Annotated in this window: 17 protein-coding genes and 1 pseudogene; 9 read left to right on the top strand and 9 right to left on the bottom strand. The window is 54.5% G+C overall.

Annotation, left to right across the window (positions count from 1 at the left end; all coding sequences use genetic code 11):
• The first annotated feature begins 38 nt into the window (after nt 1–38).
• From H8Q75_RS06260 to H8Q75_RS06250, 3 genes are read left to right on the top strand one after another with little or no spacing between them, the layout of a single operon-like run.
• Nucleotides 39–1,175 (top strand): type IV pilus twitching motility protein PilT, encoded by a 1,137-nt coding sequence (locus tag H8Q75_RS06260; RefSeq protein ID WP_225871814.1) that lies wholly within the window; start codon nt 39–41, stop codon nt 1,173–1,175.
• A gap of 4 nt (nt 1,176–1,179) precedes the next feature.
• Nucleotides 1,180–1,908: a circadian clock KaiB family protein gene (locus H8Q75_RS06255; protein ID WP_024125951.1), complete on the top strand. Its 729-nt coding sequence runs from the start codon at nt 1,180–1,182 to the stop codon at nt 1,906–1,908.
• Nucleotides 1,909–1,912: 4 nt separating this feature from the next.
• Nucleotides 1,913–2,740, top strand: coding sequence for an FAD-binding domain-containing protein (locus H8Q75_RS06250; protein WP_024125950.1), 828 nt, complete (start codon nt 1,913–1,915; stop codon nt 2,738–2,740).
• Nucleotides 2,741–2,742: 2 nt separating this feature from the next.
• On the opposite strand, the gene H8Q75_RS06245 is transcribed toward H8Q75_RS06250, so the two are convergent.
• The 5 genes from H8Q75_RS06245 to H8Q75_RS06225 are packed head-to-tail and all read right to left on the bottom strand — an operon-like array spanning nt 2,743 to nt 6,383.
• The gene (locus H8Q75_RS06245) at nt 2,743–3,180 is read right to left on the bottom strand and encodes an ATP-binding protein (protein ID WP_024125949.1); all 438 of its coding nucleotides are present in this window, start codon (nt 3,178–3,180) and stop codon (nt 2,743–2,745) included.
• A 40-nt stretch (nt 3,181–3,220) separates the two neighbouring features.
• Nucleotides 3,221–4,165 (bottom strand): branched-chain amino acid ABC transporter permease, encoded by a 945-nt coding sequence (locus H8Q75_RS06240; RefSeq protein ID WP_041429320.1) that lies wholly within the window; start codon nt 4,163–4,165, stop codon nt 3,221–3,223.
• Between the two features lie 8 nt (nt 4,166–4,173).
• The gene (locus H8Q75_RS06235; protein ID WP_024125947.1) at nt 4,174–4,470 is read right to left on the bottom strand and encodes a hypothetical protein; all 297 of its coding nucleotides are present in this window, start codon (nt 4,468–4,470) and stop codon (nt 4,174–4,176) included.
• A gap of 14 nt (nt 4,471–4,484) precedes the next feature.
• Nucleotides 4,485–5,726, bottom strand: coding sequence for a hypothetical protein (locus tag H8Q75_RS06230; protein WP_024125946.1), 1,242 nt, complete (start codon nt 5,724–5,726; stop codon nt 4,485–4,487).
• Between the two features lie 48 nt (nt 5,727–5,774).
• The gene (locus H8Q75_RS06225) at nt 5,775–6,383 is read right to left on the bottom strand and encodes a hypothetical protein (protein WP_024125945.1); all 609 of its coding nucleotides are present in this window, start codon (nt 6,381–6,383) and stop codon (nt 5,775–5,777) included.
• 166 nt (nt 6,384–6,549) lie between these two features.
• Between H8Q75_RS06225 and H8Q75_RS06220 the strand changes: the two genes are divergently transcribed.
• From H8Q75_RS06220 to H8Q75_RS06200, 5 genes are all read left to right on the top strand, one after another.
• On the top strand, nt 6,550–7,560 hold the full coding sequence (locus H8Q75_RS06220; protein WP_024125944.1) for a nicotinamidase PncA: 1,011 nt from the start codon (nt 6,550–6,552) through the stop codon (nt 7,558–7,560).
• A gap of 77 nt (nt 7,561–7,637) precedes the next feature.
• On the top strand, nt 7,638–8,684 hold the full coding sequence (gene fbp, locus H8Q75_RS06215) for a class 1 fructose-bisphosphatase (protein WP_024125943.1): 1,047 nt from the start codon (nt 7,638–7,640) through the stop codon (nt 8,682–8,684).
• A 3-nt stretch (nt 8,685–8,687) separates the two neighbouring features.
• Nucleotides 8,688–10,217: a glucose-6-phosphate dehydrogenase gene (zwf, locus tag H8Q75_RS06210; protein ID WP_024125942.1), complete on the top strand. Its 1,530-nt coding sequence runs from the start codon at nt 8,688–8,690 to the stop codon at nt 10,215–10,217.
• 67 nt (nt 10,218–10,284) lie between these two features.
• Nucleotides 10,285–11,619, top strand: a complete 1,335-nt coding sequence (gene opcA / locus H8Q75_RS06205) for a glucose-6-phosphate dehydrogenase assembly protein OpcA (RefSeq protein ID WP_024125941.1) — start codon at nt 10,285–10,287, stop codon at nt 11,617–11,619.
• A gap of 11 nt (nt 11,620–11,630) precedes the next feature.
• Nucleotides 11,631–13,880, top strand: coding sequence for a cation:proton antiporter (locus tag H8Q75_RS06200; protein ID WP_024125940.1), 2,250 nt, complete (start codon nt 11,631–11,633; stop codon nt 13,878–13,880).
• Nucleotides 13,881–14,124: 244 nt separating this feature from the next.
• Here H8Q75_RS06200 and H8Q75_RS06195 read toward each other — a convergent pair whose 3' ends face one another.
• The 4 genes from H8Q75_RS06195 to H8Q75_RS06180 all read right to left on the bottom strand — a co-directional run bounded on the left by H8Q75_RS06195 (nt 14,125) and on the right by H8Q75_RS06180 (nt 17,522).
• Nucleotides 14,125–14,379 carry a hypothetical protein gene (locus tag H8Q75_RS06195; RefSeq protein WP_051372859.1) on the bottom strand — a complete coding sequence of 85 codons (255 nt, stop codon included), beginning with the start codon at nt 14,377–14,379 and terminating at the stop codon, nt 14,125–14,127.
• 76 nt (nt 14,380–14,455) lie between these two features.
• Nucleotides 14,456–15,280, bottom strand: a complete 825-nt coding sequence (locus H8Q75_RS06190; RefSeq protein ID WP_024125939.1) for an urease accessory protein UreD — start codon at nt 15,278–15,280, stop codon at nt 14,456–14,458.
• A 6-nt stretch (nt 15,281–15,286) separates the two neighbouring features.
• Nucleotides 15,287–17,200, bottom strand: a complete 1,914-nt coding sequence (mnmG, locus tag H8Q75_RS06185; RefSeq protein WP_297040923.1) for a tRNA uridine-5-carboxymethylaminomethyl(34) synthesis enzyme MnmG — start codon at nt 17,198–17,200, stop codon at nt 15,287–15,289.
• A gap of 31 nt (nt 17,201–17,231) precedes the next feature.
• Complete coding sequence (locus tag H8Q75_RS06180; RefSeq protein ID WP_024125938.1) at nt 17,232–17,522, bottom strand: YggT family protein; 291 nt, start codon at nt 17,520–17,522, stop codon at nt 17,232–17,234.
• Between the two features lie 289 nt (nt 17,523–17,811).
• On the opposite strand from H8Q75_RS06180, the pseudogene H8Q75_RS06175 reads away from it, so the two are divergent.
• A pseudogene (locus tag H8Q75_RS06175) lies at nt 17,812–18,382 on the top strand (hypothetical protein); the annotation flags it as partial.

Raw genomic sequence — 18,382 nt, 5'->3', positions numbered from 1 at the left:
GTCCCATACCCGCCCAACCGGGGATGCCCCCACGCCCCATGCCGCCGCAGCCGGCAATGCCCCAACAGGTGGTGGCAACCCAACCGATGCCGACACCGGCTGCTCGCATTTCTGGCCCCACGATGGAGCAACTGGTGCGGGAGGCCTTTGAGCACGGCTACTCCGATATTCATGTGGGAGTTGGCGAAGCGCCACGCTTTCGCGATCGCGGACGTTTAGAGATTACTAACTATCCCGTTACTGACGAAGAAACTTTTAACTACTGGCTCAATGAACTGCTCACCCCCCAACAAATCGAGCAGTTTCGCACCCACCTGGAATACGACGGCGCCTACCAGTATGAAGGACTGTGTCGGGTACGGATCAACATCTTTGTCGCCCTAAAAGGACCCGCCATGGTGCTGCGGCTAATTCCCGTGAAGATTCTGACCCTAGAGCAGTTGAATTTGCCGCCCGTCTTTAAGGATCTCTGCCACTACCACAAGGGTCTGATTCTGGTGACAGGACCAACGGGTTCTGGGAAGTCCACAACTCTGGCGGCCATGGTGGACTACATCAACACTGAAATGCAAAAGCACATTATCTCCATTGAAGACCCGATTGAGTTTGTGCACCAAAGCCGCCGTTCCCTCATCCGCCAGCGGGAGGTGGGCATCCATACCCTTAAATTTGACAATGCCCTCAAGGCCTCCCTGCGGGAAGACCCCGACATTATTCTCATTGGCGAGATGCGCGATCGCGAGACAGTGAATACCGCCCTCAAAGCCGCCCAAACCGGTCACCTGGTCTTTGGTACCCTGCACACCAACAGTGCCGTGAAAACGATTGAGCGCATCCTCAACCTCTACAACCCCGATGAACAAGGGCCGATGCGGATGCAGGTGGCGGAATCCCTGGTGGCGGTGATTGCCCAAGCCCTTGTGCGCACCACGGATGGCAAGCGGGCGGCCATTCACGAGATCATGATCAACACCGATGCCATCAAGGACTACATTTTGCGGGGTGAAGTGGAGGAAATTGAGGCGATTATTCCTCAGTGTACCTACGACGGTATGTGCACGATGAACCAGTGCCTCTACGAACTCTATGAGGCAGGGCGCATTGACGAAGAAACCGCCATCGAAAACTCCCCCAAACCCAACGAAATGGCGCAAATTCTGCGGGGACGTATCTAGGGCAATGGTTGGCCTCAAGCCTATCCTATACAAGGGGTTGGCGCTCTTTACGCCGGGGGAGGATGTGGTCTTTTGCCGTGACCCATCAAAGCAGGGACATTGGCATCAGTCACTCTGTCAAGCCCTGCAACAACTCTTGGATTTAGAGGAGCCGCCCCTTTTTCTCTCTCCCTGTTATACGGCGGCCGTCGATTACTGGTTTGATGAAGAACAGCACTGCCTGCGGGTGGCGGCGGAGGTTTATCCTTTGGCATGGCCCCATCGTCCCCTATTGAATGCCCTCTTTGCCCCTGCTCATCAGCCCACGTTGCCGTGGCAGTTGATACAGGATCCGCAGCATCCCTGCGATGCCCAAGCCCTAGAGGCCTACCGCAGCAGCTTTCCGCAACTGTGGGAGCACCACCAACTGATCTATGATTTGCAGGAAGCCACGCCCCCGAGCAGTTTTGCACCGCGTCCTTCGCAACCCGATCGCTATATCTTTCGCCTCTATGTGCGCGGCGAAACCCATGCGGCTGAGGTTGCCCTCAAAAACCTCCATGATTTGCTTAGTTGCTCCCTTAAGGTGCCCTACACGCTCAAAGTGGTGGATGTCACTAAGCAACCAGATCTGGCGGAGGAGGATCAAGTCCAAGCCACGCCAACATTGGTGCGGGTGTATCCCCGACCAGTGCGCCGCCTTGTGGGACGCTTGGATAATCGCTATCGCCTGGAACGTTTGCTCAGCCCTTAGACCGATGACTCATTCTGCCAAAGACCTTCTTGCGGCGGCTGCCGTGGAGCGACGGTTGGGAAACCGTGATGCCTATGTGCCTTATCTGCGCCAAGTGTTTGCCGATGTCGTGGGGGAAGATGACACGGTTAGTGAAACCTATGGTGGCTTAGGAGCAGCCCAAGAGCGTTTGGCCAAAATTCAGCCCCTACGCTATGGCAAAAGTCGCAACTTTTTAACGGGGGCAGTGACGGGCCTTTCGGCCTATTTGCGCCATGGGGTAATCAGTTTAGCGGCGGTGCGTGATCGCGTACGGCAATCGGTAGATGACCCCTCTCAAGCGGAGGCGCTATTGCAACAATTGGCGTGGCGAGACTATTGGCAGCGCCTCTATGCCCATTGGGGCGATCGCCTGTGGCAGGACATTGAACCCTACAAGACGGGCTGGCAGGCAACCGACTATCAAGCGCAATTGCCCCCTGCTCTCATCGCTGCGGCAACGGGGCTAGCCTGTATGGATGCCTTTAGTTACGACCTGCAACGAACCGGCTACTTGCACAACCATGTTCGCCTCTGGTTGGCTGCCTATGTGGTGCATTGGTGTCGGGTGCGCTGGCAGGCGGGCGCCGCTTGGTTTCTGCAGCACTTGCTCGATGGCGATCCGGCAAGTAATAACCTCTCATGGCAGTGGGTCGCCAGTACCTTTAGCCACAAGCCCTACTTTTTTAACCGCCAAAACCTGGAACGCTATAGCGATGGCAAATACTGTCGGCAGTGCCCAAGGAGCGATCGCTGTCCCTTTGATGCCACCTACGAGGAATTGGCAGCCCGCCTTTTTCCCCACAAGGAATAGAGTTATTGGGGGGTCGGCTTCACGGTTTTGCGCAGAATCAAACAGTTGCCACCCTCCTCTATGGCTTGATAGGCCAATTCATCCATGATCGTTGCCAAAAGGCGTAGACCCCGTCCTCCTTCGGCATCAGTGGAAATTTGCGGCGGCAGCGTTTGCAACTTTGCCCCCAGGTCAAAGGGGTCACCCCGATCCCAAATGCGCAATTCAATGTGGGTCTCGGCGATGCACAGATCAATGCGAATCGGCGTCTCCGGGGGGCGATCGCGATGGGCATGGCGAACGGCGTTGGTAAACCCCTCTGCAAGCGCCAGTTCCAATTTCAACCACTCCTCAAGGGGCAGCGTGGGCGGGCGGTACTGATTAAACCATGCCAATAGTGCCTCCAGCTGGGTCAAGTCACTGGGCAAGGTCAGGGAAACAGTCACGCGGGGAAAGGTCATAGGTGCAGTTGTAGCGCAGCAGCGGCGAGGTCAAGACTAGCTACATTTTCCGTGTTTGATGACCCAATAGGATGCTCCAGAGCGATCGCCAGCGGAGAGGCTGGCACAAGCCCCTCGGAAAAAACCGCGTGCCAAGGATAATCAGCAAGCCATAGAGCATAAGACGCCCATCGCGGCAAAAAGTGGCCACTGGTGGTGGCAAATAGGCTTGATCGGCAAGGCTCCGTAGGAGTTCTGGTAAGGCCGTAAAGAGTATACCGCCAGCGATCGGCCCCACGAATGTCCGATTGCCCCCTATCAGCACTGCCGTCAGTGCCAGCACCCCGGTATCAAACGTGCCCTGACGGGGATTCCAAGTATTCAAGAGATGAGCAGCCAAAACCCCAGCCACCCCCGCCAGAATAGCCCCCAAGACAAAGCCCAAAACCTTGTAGTGAGTGGTATCAATGCCCAAGGTCTGTGCCACCAATTCATCGCTACGAATGGCCTGCATTGCCTTGCCAGCACGGGTCTGTTCCAAATGACCGATGGCGATCGCCACCATGATCAGCAAGGGCAGCGTCAGCCACAGATAGCCCAAGGGCGTACTAAAGGGTTGGGGAATCCCAAAGATACCGACCGCCCCCCCGGTAACCTCCAAATTGAGTGCCAACACCCGCAGCACCTCAGAAAAAGCGATTGTCGCAATGGCAAAATAAATGCCCCGTAACCGCAGTACTGGTACCCCCAAGCCCCATCCCACCAGACCACAGACAAGAGCCGCCAAAACCATTTCCCCCAGCACCAAGGGCACCGGATAGGGGTTCAGTCCTGTAAAAACACGGGTGGAAAGCAAAGCAGCAATATAGCCACCAATGGCATAAAAAGCTGGACTGGCAAGGGAGAGTTGGCCACTCATTAAGGGCAAATAGAGCGATAGTGCCAGCATCGCCCCCAGGGTCATCGAAACCAGCAAGAAATCGTATGTGCCCAGCCAGCCCGCCATAACCAGCGCTAAACATCGATTCCACAAGCTGCCACGGCATCCTCAGCAAGCTGCTGCAGGTCTGCAATAATGGCTGCTTCTAGGGTCTTATCCCCAAGGCGAATCGTCAGACGCGACAGCCGCAGTGAGGCCGTAATCCGACCGCTGGGCAAATCTAACCAGATCAACTGTTGAAACTGGCGACAGCGACCACCATAGCGTTGGGCAAGGGACGTAAGTTCCGCATCGGTGGGCGATCGCCCCAAATCCAGATCAACCACCCATGTGCCGCCACATTCGCGGCGTTTAGAAAGTTGAATCGGCATCCCTTAGAACTAACCTATAGGCGTTGGGCATAAAATTCACACCAAGGATCACCTTTTTCCCGTGCCTTCACCTCCACCCCCTGAAAGACACCGCCCCGCTGAAAGAGACGATTGTAAAAAGCCTCATCCAAGACGGGTTTCTGTTGAATGCGGCCGTTATAGACAATGTTCATCATTGCAGGGACCGCCCCTTGGGCAAAATAGCAGGCCGGTTGGACAGCATGGGGATAGGAGGCCAAGAAGTAGTTGGTTTCGTAGTTACCATCAATGGCCACTCGACAGGATTCGTTCCGGACCACTTCTAGGGCTTGCCAACGGCCCCATCCCAAGCTACTGGCAACGGCATAGCCGCCGTGAATCCAATCGGTGTCGGTCTTCAGCATGGGGCCAACCACCGTTTCCCACTCCACCGACTCCATGATATTGCCAAAGGTGTAAAAGACACAAACATGACCCGATTCACGAATCAAGGCCTGTCCCACCTCTAAAAGCTCCGGGTGAACCTTTTGTAGCTCATCAAGGAAACGGTACTGAATGCGGTTGTAGTAGTTGGCAGGCATCCGCGTCAGCAGCACATTAAACGCCCGAATTTGGCCATTCCCATCCCCTTCAAGGGGCAGCCCCCAGAGGGCTTCATTCACCGCATCATAGTCCACGCTGGTTTCCCCTTTCGGCAGCAGGACAGGTTGATCAATTAGCTTGCCCATTTGCGGACTCGGCGTTAGGGAACGGCGCACCGGTGCTTTGGCCACCTGGATCAGGCAGTGATCCTGCCGCGTCACCGCCATACAACTGGTTTCTTCGGCCACGTAGGTGCCCAATTCGGCAAAGGTGGCATCTAAAGCGGCCGCCACATAGCCCACCGCCAAGTGATCCATTGGTTTTGTGCGGTTCACCTGCTCGCCATATTTCCCTAACCAAGCCTCAGCATAGTGGGAGTGGGTCAACTCCACTTGCCCCCCTTTCTCTGTTACCTCAAAGTTGAGACAGCCAAACCCCAAAAACCTAAAGATTTCTGCGGCAGTGGCAAGGCATTCCGCTGGTGTTTGCACTGCCAACGTATTAAAGGCATTGGCAAGTAAGCTATAGAAAATCTCTTGGGCTGAGGTCCGCAGGATACTGACCCCATCAATCCAGTCAGGATCCTCAATGGTTTGTTGAAGAAATAGATTGTAGTGGTGGCAGTGGAAAATCACTGGCTCGTTAAAAAACGCCACCAGCTTCCGCGGGCGATCAATGCGCAGACGCTCAAACATAGGCACAAATCCTTTCTGGGGTTTCTCATTGGAGAAAATAGAACAGCATTAGGGAGACGGCACAGGGAGACGTTCCATACCCACGAGATCGGCTACCGCTTTGTAGAGAATGCGTACTTCCCGCTCATCCAATTGGCCTTTTTCCAGTCGCTCGCGGTGCAAGCCTGTTTTCAACGACAGCCGCAGCGTCACAAAGTGGGGATCCGGAGCATAGCGACGGGCATAGCTGAGCAGCAGTTGGGCAACCGAGCTAGCGTTGTCCTGTACCGGCGGCAGCAGGGGTTTTCCATCGGCCAAGATAGCCTTAATGCGCTCAAACACTAGCTTCAGGTTAGTGCTCGCCTTCGTGAGAAACAGTACAAAGTAGGGAGTTTTGCTGAAGGCTTTAATCACCAGCCGCACCTCTGCCGAACCCGCTAGCAAATAGTCCGCCTCTGAGGCAGGATCCATCACTTGACACACGCGGTTATTCGCTCGCAGCAGATCGCTGGCATAGGCTCCCAAAGAACTGAGGGAGGCATTTTCAAAGTAAGTGCCACTGTAGTTAATTTCGGCAATGGTTGCCCCATCGGTCATGCGGCCAATTAACACGGCTAACACGCCCGGCACTCCGGCAATATGTTGCTCTAAAACACTATTGAGCGTGCGCACCAACATTATGGGTTCTCCTAGGGAAGATAGATTAGACTTTGATCGTAAATTTTATAGACGTTACCAATGGTTGCTCATCCGTATAATTGCTGATATGACGGGTAGTTTATTAAAAATTAACATTTGTATTCTTGACTACAATTTCTTCGCCTACCCCCTATAGGAGGGAACCATGGCCACGGCAACAGCACTGCCTATTCCTGATTTCTTTAATCCTGCTAAGGTCGCTGAGGTGTGGCGTGTCCCCTACCAAGAACGGGCAGCACAGGCGCGCCAATGGGCACAGCACTACCAGATTCCGCCCGCGAGTGACGATCCACAGCGGACGATTCTCTTGCTCACTGATGTCCAAAACACGTTTTGCTTACCAGAGTTTGAGCTATTTGTCCCTGGTGCAGTTGCGGATAATCAACGCCTATGCCGCTTCATTTACACCCATCTTGCCCAGATTAGCGAGATCATTGTTACCCTTGATACCCACACTGCAAGTCAAATTTTCCATCCCCTCTTTTGGGTTAACCCTGCCGGTGAGCATCCACTACCTTTAACCACCATCACGCTCCAAGACGTTGAGGAGGGATATTGGCAACCCAATCCCCACCTGCTGTCTTCATTGCCCCTAGGAGATCTGGCGAGTCTTCAGACCTATGCCCGGCACTATGTGGCACAGTTAGCTGCCAAGGGGAGGTTTCCGCTGACGATTTGGCCCTACCACTCGATGCTGGGGGGGATTGGTCATGCCCTTGTGTCTGCTGTGGAGGAAGCCTGTTTCTTTCACACCGTGGCGCGACAGCAGCAAACCCGCATCGAACTCAAAGGTAGCCATCCCCTGACGGAAAATTACTCGGTGCTGCGTCCAGAGGTCAGCCATGACCCCCAAGGACGTCCCCTCGGGGCGGTGAATAGGGCCTTGATTGAGCATCTGCTGGCGGGCGATCGCCTGATCATTGCCGGTCAGGCCAAAAGTCACTGTGTTGCTTGGACAGTGGCCGACCTGCTCAGGGAAATTCAACAGCGAGATGCCCAACTGGCTCAACGAGTCTACCTCCTTGAGGATTGTATGTCCCCTGTGGTGGTGCCGGGGGTCGTGGACTTTAGTGAAGCTGCCAATGCAGCCTTTGCCGAGTTTGCCGCTGCCGGTATACACCGGATCAGCACCAGCAGTGTTCCTTGGAATCTTTAGTTGATCTAAAGACTCACCACTTCTGAACAGAGACGGTTTAGGATCGAGGCTAGAGACATCCTCACTAGGGAGGGGCAATGACCGACTACGCAGCCCACGAACAGGCCCTCGATCGGGATTGTTTGACCCTATCTCGCCACGTTCTCCAGCAACTCCAAAGCTTTGATGCTGCTGCCCAAGATCTAAGTGCCCTGATGAATCGCATTGCCCTTGCTGGCAAGCTCATTGCCCGCCGTTTGAGTCGAGCGGGTCTGATGGAGGGGGTGTTGGGCTTTACGGGAGCTGTAAATATCCAAGGGGAAGATGTCAAAAAAATGGATGTCTATGCCAACGAGGTCTTTATTGCCGCCTTCAAGCAGAGTGGCTTGGTATGTCGCCTTGCCTCCGAGGAAATGCAGAAGCCGTACTACATTCCCGAAAATTGTCCCATTGGCCGCTACACTCTCCTGTACGATCCCCTCGATGGTTCCTCCAATGTGGATATCAACCTCAATGTGGGATCGATTTTTGCGATTCGCCAGCAGGAAGGTACCGATCTAGACGGTACCGCTGCCGATCTCCTGCAAGATGGCCACAGGCAAATTGCCGCTGGCTATATTCTCTATGGCCCCAGCACGATGCTGGTCTATTCCCTGGGCAAGGGTACCCATGTCTTTGTCCTTGACCCCAGCCTCGGTGAGTTTATTCTGGCGATCGAGAACCTGCAAATTCCTGCCAGTGGTGCCATTTACAGTGTGAACGAAGGCAACTTCTGGGCATGGGAAGAACCGATTCGTAACTACGTCCGCCATGTGCATCGTCAGCCCGGCTATAGCGCCCGCTATAGTGGTGCCCTTGTTGCTGATATTCACCGCATTCTCATGCAGGGGGGCGTCTTTCTCTATCCCGGCACCCAAAAGAACCCCGCTGGTAAGTTGCGGCTCCTCTACGAAGCGGCTCCAATTGCCTTCCTGGTGGAACAAGCAGGGGGTAAAGCCAGTACCGGTACCCAACCGCTTCTGGATGTTGTGCCCGATCATCTGCACATGCGTACACCGCTGATTGTTGGCAGTCCTGAGAACGTCGCCCTCGTGGAATCCTTTATCCAGCAAACCCCTGCCCAACCAACCGTGACACAGGTGTAACCCATGGTAACCTTGTTTGAAAATCCCCTGCGGGTTGGACTACGCCAAGAACGAACCCCAGAGCCACTGATTTTGGTGATTTTTGGTGCCAGTGGCGATCTTACTCAGCGCAAACTGATTCCTTCGATTTATCAACTGAGACTCGAACGCCGTCTGCCCCCCGAACTTACCATTGTTGGCGTGGCACGTCGCAACTGGAGTGATGACTATTTTCGCGAGCACCTCCGCCAAGGGGTCGAGGAGTTTGGTGGCGGCATTCAGGCGGAGCCCCTGTGGCAGGAATTTGCCCAAGGTCTGTTTTATTGCTCTGGCAATATCGATGATCCCGCCGCCTACGCCCAGCTGAAAACATTGCTAGCTGAGCTAGATGAAAAACGCCAAACTCGCGGCAATCGCGTCTTTTACCTTGCGGTCTCGCCGAACTTTTTCGTTGAAGCCATTCAGCAACTGGGGACAGCGGGGCTATTGAGTGATCCCCAAAAGCATCGTCTCGTGATTGAAAAGCCTTTTGGCCGTGATCTCACCTCTGCCCAAGCCCTCAATGAGGTGGTGCAGTCGGTGTGCAAGGAGGAGCAGGTTTACCGCATTGACCACTACCTTGGCAAAGAGACGGTGCAAAACCTGATGGTGTTTCGCTTTGCCAATGCCATTTTTGAACCCCTCTGGAACCGCCAGTACGTGGATCATGTGCAGATTACGGTTGCCGAAACCGTCGGGGTTGAAGACCGGGCCGGCTACTATGAAACTTCGGGTGCCCTGCGGGACATGGTGCAAAACCACATTCTCCAGTTGCTGGCTCTGACGGCTATGGAACCCCCCAATGCCCTCGATGCCGATAGTCTGCGCAGCGAAAAGGTGAAGGTCCTCCAAGCCACCCGTTTAGCGGATCTTGATAATCTCGATGCCTGTGCTGTCCGCGGCCAATACCGAGCCGGCTGGATGAAGGGCAAACCTGTTGTGGGCTATTGTGAGGAGCCGGGCGTGAGTCCCACCTCCACCACTCCCACCTATGCGGCCCTAAAACTCATGATTGATAACTGGCGATGGCAGGGGGTGCCCTTTTATGTGCGCACGGGTAAACGCTTGGCAAAAAAGGTCACAGAAATCTCAATTCAGTTTTGTGAGGTGCCTTTACTGATTTTCCAGTCGGCCGCCCGCCAAACCAATCCCAATGTTCTAACGATGCGCATTCAACCCAATGAAGGGATTGCTCTGCGCTTTGAGGCAAAAATGCCCGGTGCAGATCTGCGCACACGCACGGTGGAAATGGACTTTAGCTACGGCTCCTCCTTTGGGATGGCGACCGCGGATGCTTATGCGCGGTTATTACTGGACTGCATGTTAGGGGACCAAACCCTGTTTACGCGGGCAGATGAGGTGGAGGCGGCTTGGCGCGTGGTGATGCCGGTTTTAACGGCTTGGGATGCCCCCACTGATCCAGAGGCCATACCCACCTATGACGCGGGGACTTGGGGGCCGGATGCAGCAGAGGTGATGATTAATGCCGATGGCCGGCGCTGGCGGCGACTGTAATCTTTGCCCATCATGGGAAGAAATGGGAATCAAGGCCAAACTCCATTAACAGATTAGGTACCTAGGTATGGCAACTGAATCAACTCCCCTCGTAGCGCTCCAAGATCCCGTGGATGTCTCCCTTGATGATATTGAGCAAAGTTTGCGGCAAATTTGGCTCAGCCACGGCGGGGATGGCACGGCTCCAGCAGCAGTACGGGCAACCACCTTTACCCTAGTTGTCTATGAGGCGGATGATACTCAACAATTGCTAGCGGCCTTGGGCTATTACACTGGCCCCATTGATGGCATTCTTGGTCCGCGGATGCAGTCAGCAATTCGTGCTGCTGAAAAGAATCACAACTTGCCCTTGACGGGTCGAGTCACGCCCCAATTGCGGCAGGCTTTGCAAGCAGAATATGCTCAGGGAATCCCTCGGAGCGATCGCTATGCGGTGGATATGCGCGGTAGTGGTATTGCTGACGCGATCGCTAGCCAAAATCCCTGTCGGGTGATTGCCCTGTGTCCTACCCTTGGCGAAGATACAGGAATTACCGCTCAAGTGGCCGCCTATTGTCCAATTAACAAAAAGATACGCAGTTCCCTCGTCTGCTGTGAATACATTACGCTCAAGGGCACCCATGAAGCTTTTCAGCGGGCCCAACCCCTCTTGAAATCCCTGATCATTCAAGAGTTACCCCGCTTTTTGTGGTGGAAGGGGGATTTGTTCCATAACTTTGAGTTGTTTCAAACCCTTGCCCCCCAATTTAGCCGCGTGATTGTGGATTCCAGTGAATTTCTCGATCCGCTGCGGGGTCTGCGGGCGATCGCTCCTTTACTCGAACAAAACCTCCCCCTCACGGATTTGAACTGGCGACGTCTTGGGGCCTGGCAAGAACTGGCTGCCGAAGCCTTTGATCCCCCCGAACGCCGCTTGGCCATTCAGGAAATTGACCAGGTGGTCATTGACTACGAAAAAGGTAATCCCGCCCAAGCTTTAATGTACCTTGGCTGGTTGGCCTCCCGTCTGCAGTGGCAGCCCCGACACGTTGTCTATGAAAGTGGCGATTATGACCTCTACCAGGTGGAACTCGTGAGTGCTGATCAGCGCTACATTCGCGCCGAACTGGCGGGCGTACCAACAGGGGATCCAGGACAGGTTCTCGGGGATCTCATTGACTTGAAGCTCACTTCCACCAATCTAGAGGCAGACTGCTGTACAATTATTTGCTCTGAAACCCGTGGCTGTATGCGCATGGAAGCGGGTGGCAGTGCCCAGTTGTGTCGCACTTACCACGTCACACCCCTGAGTGATCAAACCGCTGAGATCCTTCTAAGTCAAGAGCTACAGCGCTGGGGACAGGACTTTCTCTACAGTGAGAGCTTTGCTGTTGTTTCCCAGCTGCTAGCTCTCATGCCTTAGCATTAGATCCCATGACGGAAGATTTTCGCCTTGTCATTGATCTCAGTGTGGTGCTGGGGGCAGCGGCAGTGGGAGGTCTGTTGGCAGCTTTGCTGCGACAACCAATCCTGCTGGGCTACCTTTTGGCCGGTATGCTGGTGGGGCCAACGGGCCTGGGACTCCTAAGGGAAGTGCCTCAGGTGGAAGGTTTAGCACAACTGGGGGTGGCCTTTTTGCTCTTTGCCCTAGGGGTGAGCTTTTCCCTCGGTGAAATTCGGAAGGTCCAAGGGGTTAGCTTGGGGGGCAGCGCCCTACAAATTCTCCTTACAATTGCAGTCACAACACTGATTGCCGTGGGGGTTGGCTGGGTGAGTTCCCCCAATCAGGGGGTTTTCCTCGGTGCTGTTCTCTCCCTCTCTTCAACGGCAGTGGTGCTGCGCAGCCTCATGGATCGCAATGAGTTGGAGTCGATCCAAGGGCAAATTATGCTGGGCATCTTGGTAGTGCAGGATTTGGCGGTGGGCTTGATGATTGCCGTCTTACCAGCTCTGAACAAACCCGCAGAGGAGTTGGGACTCGCCCTCGGGCAAGCAGTATTGACCATTGCCTTGATTGCTGTGGGGGCGATCGCTGCTGGTATGTGGTTGCTGCCCCCCCTACTACGGCTACTGGCCAAAACCGAAAGTCGTGAGCTTTTCCTTTTAGGCGTCGTTGCCCTCTGCTTGGGAATTGCGCTGCTGACACAGTATTTGGGGCTTTCAATTGAGATTGGGGCCTTTATTGCGGGTCTGATGATCTCCGAGGTGGAGTATGCCGATCAAACCCTCGATTACGTGGAATCGATCCGCGATATCTTTACAACGCTCTTTTTTGCCTCGATTGGCATGCTCATTGACCCAGTGTTTCTGTGGGAGCACTTGGATCGCATTATTGAATTGGTGAGCCTCGTTATTCTCGGTAAGTTCTTGATCACCACCCCCATTGTTAAGTTCTTTGGCTACTCATGGAAAACGTCGTTGCTGGTGGGGATTGGCCTTGCTCAGATTGGCGAATTTTCCTTTGTGCTGCTGACGGCAGGGCGGGGTTTGGGGTTGGTTTCCCAACAGGTTTACCTGCTCACCCTGGGCACCACCGCAGTCACTTTGCTGGTGACGCCCTTTTTGTTAAAGGTAGTGCCAGTGCTATTGGAACTGCCCCTACTGCGCCGCCTCTTCAAGGAAGATGACATCCTGGCCATGGATTTAACGGGATTGCCCCAGCGAAACCATGTCATTGTCTGTGGCTATGGTCGTGTCGGCAAGAGTCTGGTCAAACTCCTCCAAAAACAAAATTATCCCGTGTTGGTGATTGAGCAAAGTGAAACGGTCATTAACGAAGTACGCGATGCTCAACTGCCCTACATTTATGGCAATGCCGCCAGTAGAACAATTCTGGCCAAAGCAGGGGTCGATCAAGCTCTTGGCATGGCGATCGCTCTCCCCGATAGTATGAGTACCCGCCTCTGTCTCAAGCGCGCCCTCGAGTTTGCCCCAGAACTGGATGTGATTGTTCGCGCCAACAGCGATCGCGACATTGAATTGCTTTATCAACTGGGGGCACGGGAGGTGGTGCAACCGGAGTTTGAAGCCAGCTTAGAGTTGGCTGCCCATCTCTTCTTTAGCCTCGGCATGGGTGAGCGCCATATTCAACAGCAGGTACAACAGGTGCGCGACAGCCATTACGCCAATTTGCGCGGTGATACTCCACCGGAGGGAACCGCCCGTCTCCTGCGGCAAGCGGCTCAGGATATGAATAGTCGCTGGCTGAGTGTCCCTGAGGATTCCCCCATTCGCGGCATGAGCTTAGCAGAAATCCAACTGCGACAGCTGACGGGGGTGACGCTCTTGGCGATTGTGCGGGCGGATGGTACTGAGGTGGATTATCCCAGCGGTCAAACCCGCCTCCAAGGGGGCGATCGCCTCTTGATTGTCGGTCAGCCAGCGGAGTTTGCGGCTTGTGAAGCCCTGATCAATGGCCGTGTCAGTGTGCCCCAAGGGGAAACCTTGTTTCTTTGGATCATGTTGCCCAAAGAGATTGGCGAAAAACATCGCACCATTGCGGATCTGCATCTGCCTGAGACTGTGACGATTCGTGCCCTGCGGCGAGAAGGAACACTTCTTTCTGAACCTAGCAGCGATTGTCCTTTAATGGCAGGCGATCGCCTCCTCCTCACTGGCCCTATGGATGCCCTACGGCGCATTGGCGATCAATTGCAAGCGCGATCAACGCCGCTGCCACCGTGAGCACGCAGGAGCCAGCGGAACTGATTAACATATCAACATATCGGGCCGTCGTTGCCACTCGGCGGGCAAATTCTCCCCTTTCGAGAACCCCCAAACCAATGCCAAGCATGGAGATTCACTCGCCACTCAATTCTTGTTCAACATCACTCATGCACGACTCAACACCGCCGCCCCCCTGTTGTCGGTAAAGACCTGAAAGGCACCATCCGCCAAGAGGCCGGCGATCGCCCCCCGTTCGTTTTCCTCAGAAGGATGCAGCAAACTCAACAATTAGGGGTTGATCCTGAAGATGCTGCCAGGGATCGACTGGAATCTGACCGCTGCCCAATCGCTGTTTCAGGTGTTGCCAAGCGTGATCACTATTGGCGAGCACGAGCTCCCCCACCTTGCGCAGAATCGCTAGGTGTTCAGGGGACAACATCCGACCGACATGGCGCTCAACTGTGGCATTGACGGATTGCAGGACCTGTTGCAGAGGGGCGTTTCTTCCCGCAGCCAAGCACTGATTTTTCTGATTTTTCTAATTTGTTGCCGCTTTTGTTGCCGCTCGTAATCCCAAAGAGGAAGATTGCGGGTCATCGTGGCCACACCCGGGGATAGCAAACAGAAGGATGAGAAGCTTGCCCCTGCCGGAGCAACTGCCAAGCCGCCACAAACCACCGCCGTAATTCCGCCATTGAGTGACCGCGATAGCGACAAACCACCCCGCGAATCAGGGCACTGACACCCATCTCCCCCTGAATCCCCATTGCTAAATCCCGCAGCCGTTGTATCTGTTCGCTGCTCACTTCCCTGCCGACCCAAGCCAATGTGCCCATGAGCGGACACCCCTGCAAGGCATTCATTGCTGTTAGCATCGTTTTCGTACCCTCAATCCGCTGGCGATCGATCCACAGGGGCACACCCCCCTGCCACACCTCCGTATGGGAACGCCAATACCCATGATTAAAGACTTCACCGCGAGCCGTGCGGCCAAAGCGAGTCATCTCCCAAAGGCCCACCTGTGCTTGAGGGGTAAGATCAATGCGCAGGCGTTGGTGAAATTGAGCACCCGCAAAGATAATCGTTTCTTGGGGGAGCCATTCTAAAACAGCATTATCGGCAACATGGCAGTTAACCGTTAGCTCCACAGGGATTTGGGCACGACCGTAGACCTTGGCGGCGGCAGGCGTTGTCAACAGGACACGGCACTGGGGTTCAAGGGTAATCTTTTGGTGCAGGCGATCGCCCCCCACATAGCCCCCCGCCGTATGCAGGATCAGACTGTGGCAAATCGGCTTTCCCTCAGGATAAAATGAGCGTTGTAGCTTCAGGGGTGCCGAGGCATAAGACCGCACTGGAATCGTTTGCCCCTGTCGCCAAGCATAGGCCAGCGCCAATTTGCCTAACCAGCCAGCCACTTTGTCTTAGCTCCCCACCGCCACTAGGGATCGTCGCTGCTGTTGCATCTGGAGATAGACCAAAAGGGCATTGATGTCCGCTGGATTCACCCCACCAATACGGCTGGCCTGGCCAATGGTGAGGGGGCGAATCGCGCTGAGTTTTTCCCGTGCCTCCATTGAAAGGGTGGGGATAGCAAAGTAATCCAAATCGGCAGGGAGAGGACGCTGTTCTTGGCGGGCAATCTGCTCAATTTCCCGCTGTTGTCGCTCAATGTAGCCGGCGTACTTAATGGCAATTTCAACCGCCTCTTTCTCTTGGGGCGTCAAGTCTGGATTGCCAAGGCCGTGGCGATCCAATAGCTCGTAGTGTATCCCCGATCGCCGCAGCAACTCAGCAAGGGCAATGGCACCTTTAATCCCTTGACCCGTCGCGACCACAATCGCTTCGCCCATGGGTTCATGGGCTTTGATGCGCGTGGTTTGCAAGCGTTGGCTCTCAGCCGCAAGGCGTTGCTGTTTTGCTTGAAACACCTGCCATTGGGCTTCACTCACCAAGCCAATCTCGTATCCCAAGGGGGTAAGCCGCTGGTCAGCATTGTCCGATCGCAATACCAAGCGATATTCCGAGCGGCTAGTGAGCATGCGGTAGGGTTCCCGCAGTTCCTTCGTGCACAGATCATCAATAAGAGTACCGATGTAGCTCCCTTGGCGCGGCAAGGTGATCATTGGTTTCCCCTGAACAAAGCGAGCGGCATTAATTCCGGCCACAATCCCTTGGGCTGCCGCTTCCTCATAGCCGGTGGTGCCGTTGATTTGCCCCGCACAAAACAGCCCCTGAATTTTTTTGGTCATCAGGGTGGGAAAGCACTGGGTTGCCGGCAAGTAGTCATACTCCACCGCATAGGCCGGACGCAGCATGATGCAGTTTTCTAGCCCCGGCAGTGTGCGCAACAGTTGCAGTTGCAGCGGTTCTGGAAGTCCCGTAGAAAAGCCTTGGATGTAGAGTTCAGGCGTATTGCGGCCTTCGGGTTCAATGAAAATTTGATGGCTTTCTTTATCGGCAAAGCGGACAATTTTATCCTCAATGCTGGGGCAGTAGCGGGGGCCTTTGGCATCAACCCAGCCACCATACACAGGAGTGAGGTGGAGATTCTCACGGATAAGCCGGTGGGTTTCAGGGGTGGTGCGGGTCAAGTAGCAGTTCATTTGTGGCCTTTCCACCCATGCGGTAGGATCAAAGCTAAACCAGCGCACCTGCTCATCCGGGGGTTGGGGTTCCATCTTGCTGTAGTCCACCGATCGCCGGTCGACCCGTGCAGGCGTTCCTGTTTTCAGACGATCCACCTCAAAGCCGAGGCGGGCTAAGGTTTGGGAGAGTCCCTCGGCGGCAAATTCGCCAGCACGACCAGCGGGCATGGATTTGTTCCCTACCCAGATACGGCCACCGAGGAAGGTTCCCGTTGTCAGAACCACTGCTTGACAGCGAAAGGCGACGCCAAAGTAGGTTTCAACCCCAATCACTGTGTCATGGGCATCGAGGACTAAATCCGTGACCATGCCCTCGCGCAGGAGCAAGTTGGGCTGATTTTCCAGCACCTGTTTCATGACGGCGCTGTATTCGCGCTTATCCGTTTGCGCCCGCAATGCCCAGACCGCTGGCCCCCGTGAGGCATTCAAGAGCCGCTTTTGCAGATAGGTGCGATCGGTGACACGCCCAATTTCGCCCCCTAGGGCATCCACTTCGTGCACCAGTTGTGATTTTGCAGGACCACCCACCGCAGGATTACAGGGCTGCCAAGCAATCTTATCGAGGTTGAGGGTCAGCAACAGGGTACGACAGCCCAACCGCGCCGTTGCCAAGGCCGCTTCACAGCCTGCATGACCCGCACCGACAACAATGACATTAAATTCATCCTGAAACGCAGGCAGCGTTGACATGGCGATTGTACCCTCATGAGCCGAAAGTGGTTTAAAAGAACGTGGCGCTACTGGAGAACCCCGCCAACAGTTGAACGATAAACTGCAAGAGGAAGAAGGCAATGATTGGCGAAAAGTCAAGACCCCCGATGGGAGGAATCAGACCGCGAAAGATATTCAGGTAAGGATCTGTTAACTGACTCAGAATTGAGAAGGGCGAATTGTACCAGTTGATATTAGGAAACCACGACAGAAGTACGCGAATCAGCAGAATAATTAAGTAGATCTGCAAAAAGTTCGCAATCCCCATCAACAGAATAGGCAATACAGCTGCCTCAGTCATTGGTCTTCCCCTTGCAAATTCCAGTGCATTCTTATTCTACCAATGCTATCAAGAAGCTAACCCCAGCAGTCATTTTCCCTCGCTAGACTAGGAAGTAGAAGTTTCTGCATTTATTCCCAAAAGTTATCGCCCTGCGCCTGCCTAGGGGAGCGATCGCCAAAGGATAAAAAGACAAAGACCTGTCCGACAGCGGCTTTGGCTGTTTTGGGCGGGTTCCATCCTTGGGAAAAGGGCTATATTCTGAATTGCGGCTTTTCGTTGACATTCAACTAAAGTTCAGGGGTTCAATATGTTACAGATGTCGGCCACGGGTCATACACTGGTGGGCACCTATGCCCTGATTGGATTTACCATCTCCGGCCTATCGTTTTTGCGGGCTTGGGTACAGCGGCAGTACAAGGGTTCTGTCCAACGTTTGAAAGAAGAGTGCGATCGCCTGCACAGAATTGTTGGCGAACAGGCCCAGCGTATCGAAGGGCTCAAGGAATGGGTCACCCGCAGTGAACAGGAGCGGGATCGCCAGCGCCAAGAAATTGAGCAATTGCGCTCAGAGGTGGAATGGCTGCAAAACCGCTGTCAAGAGCTAGAGGACCAGCAACAGCAACTGCAAACTCAAGTCAGTGACTATCGCCAGCAGGTGGCAGAATTGACGAATGCCCTCAACAGTAGCCAAGCGGAAAACGAAGCCCTGCGGGACAATTGCGATCGCTATCGCCAAGAGCTAGAAACCGCCTACCAGCGCAGCAGCAGCCTTGAAGAGGAATATGCCAGTGAAAGGTCGAGATTAATTGCTTCTTTAACCACAATGGAAGCCACCTGCCGCGAAAAAGAAGCAGAGCTGGCGGCTTGCCAGGCCACGG

The organism is Thermosynechococcus sp. OHK43 (assembly GCF_014466085.1).
Taxonomy (GTDB): domain Bacteria; phylum Cyanobacteriota; class Cyanobacteriia; order Thermosynechococcales; family Thermosynechococcaceae; genus Thermosynechococcus.
Note: the sequence above shows the minus strand (reverse complement) of the source record. Positions and strands in the feature narration are given on the sequence as shown.

What these genes read in the sequence shown, in the direction of transcription:
- H8Q75_RS06260 (WP_225871814.1), top strand. Translation starts at nt 39, where the DNA reads ATGCCGCCGCAGCCGGCAATGCCCCAACAGGTGGTGGCAACCCAACCG.
- H8Q75_RS06255 (WP_024125951.1), top strand. Translation starts at nt 1,180, where the DNA reads ATGGTTGGCCTCAAGCCTATCCTATACAAGGGGTTGGCGCTCTTTACG.
- H8Q75_RS06250 (WP_024125950.1), top strand. Translation starts at nt 1,913, where the DNA reads ATGACTCATTCTGCCAAAGACCTTCTTGCGGCGGCTGCCGTGGAGCGA.
- H8Q75_RS06245 (WP_024125949.1), bottom strand. Translation starts at nt 3,180, where the DNA reads ATGACCTTTCCCCGCGTGACTGTTTCCCTGACCTTGCCCAGTGACTTG.
- H8Q75_RS06240 (WP_041429320.1), bottom strand. Translation starts at nt 4,165, where the DNA reads ATGGCGGGCTGGCTGGGCACATACGATTTCTTGCTGGTTTCGATGACC.
- H8Q75_RS06235 (WP_024125947.1), bottom strand. Translation starts at nt 4,470, where the DNA reads ATGCCGATTCAACTTTCTAAACGCCGCGAATGTGGCGGCACATGGGTG.
- H8Q75_RS06230 (WP_024125946.1), bottom strand. Translation starts at nt 5,726, where the DNA reads ATGTTTGAGCGTCTGCGCATTGATCGCCCGCGGAAGCTGGTGGCGTTT.
- H8Q75_RS06225 (WP_024125945.1), bottom strand. Translation starts at nt 6,383, where the DNA reads ATGTTGGTGCGCACGCTCAATAGTGTTTTAGAGCAACATATTGCCGGA.
- H8Q75_RS06220 (WP_024125944.1), top strand. Translation starts at nt 6,550, where the DNA reads ATGGCCACGGCAACAGCACTGCCTATTCCTGATTTCTTTAATCCTGCT.
- fbp (WP_024125943.1), top strand. Translation starts at nt 7,638, where the DNA reads ATGACCGACTACGCAGCCCACGAACAGGCCCTCGATCGGGATTGTTTG.
- zwf (WP_024125942.1), top strand. Translation starts at nt 8,688, where the DNA reads ATGGTAACCTTGTTTGAAAATCCCCTGCGGGTTGGACTACGCCAAGAA.
- opcA (WP_024125941.1), top strand. Translation starts at nt 10,285, where the DNA reads ATGGCAACTGAATCAACTCCCCTCGTAGCGCTCCAAGATCCCGTGGAT.
- H8Q75_RS06200 (WP_024125940.1), top strand. Translation starts at nt 11,631, where the DNA reads ATGACGGAAGATTTTCGCCTTGTCATTGATCTCAGTGTGGTGCTGGGG.
- mnmG (WP_297040923.1), bottom strand. Translation starts at nt 17,200, where the DNA reads ATGTCAACGCTGCCTGCGTTTCAGGATGAATTTAATGTCATTGTTGTC.
- H8Q75_RS06180 (WP_024125938.1), bottom strand. Translation starts at nt 17,522, where the DNA reads ATGACTGAGGCAGCTGTATTGCCTATTCTGTTGATGGGGATTGCGAAC.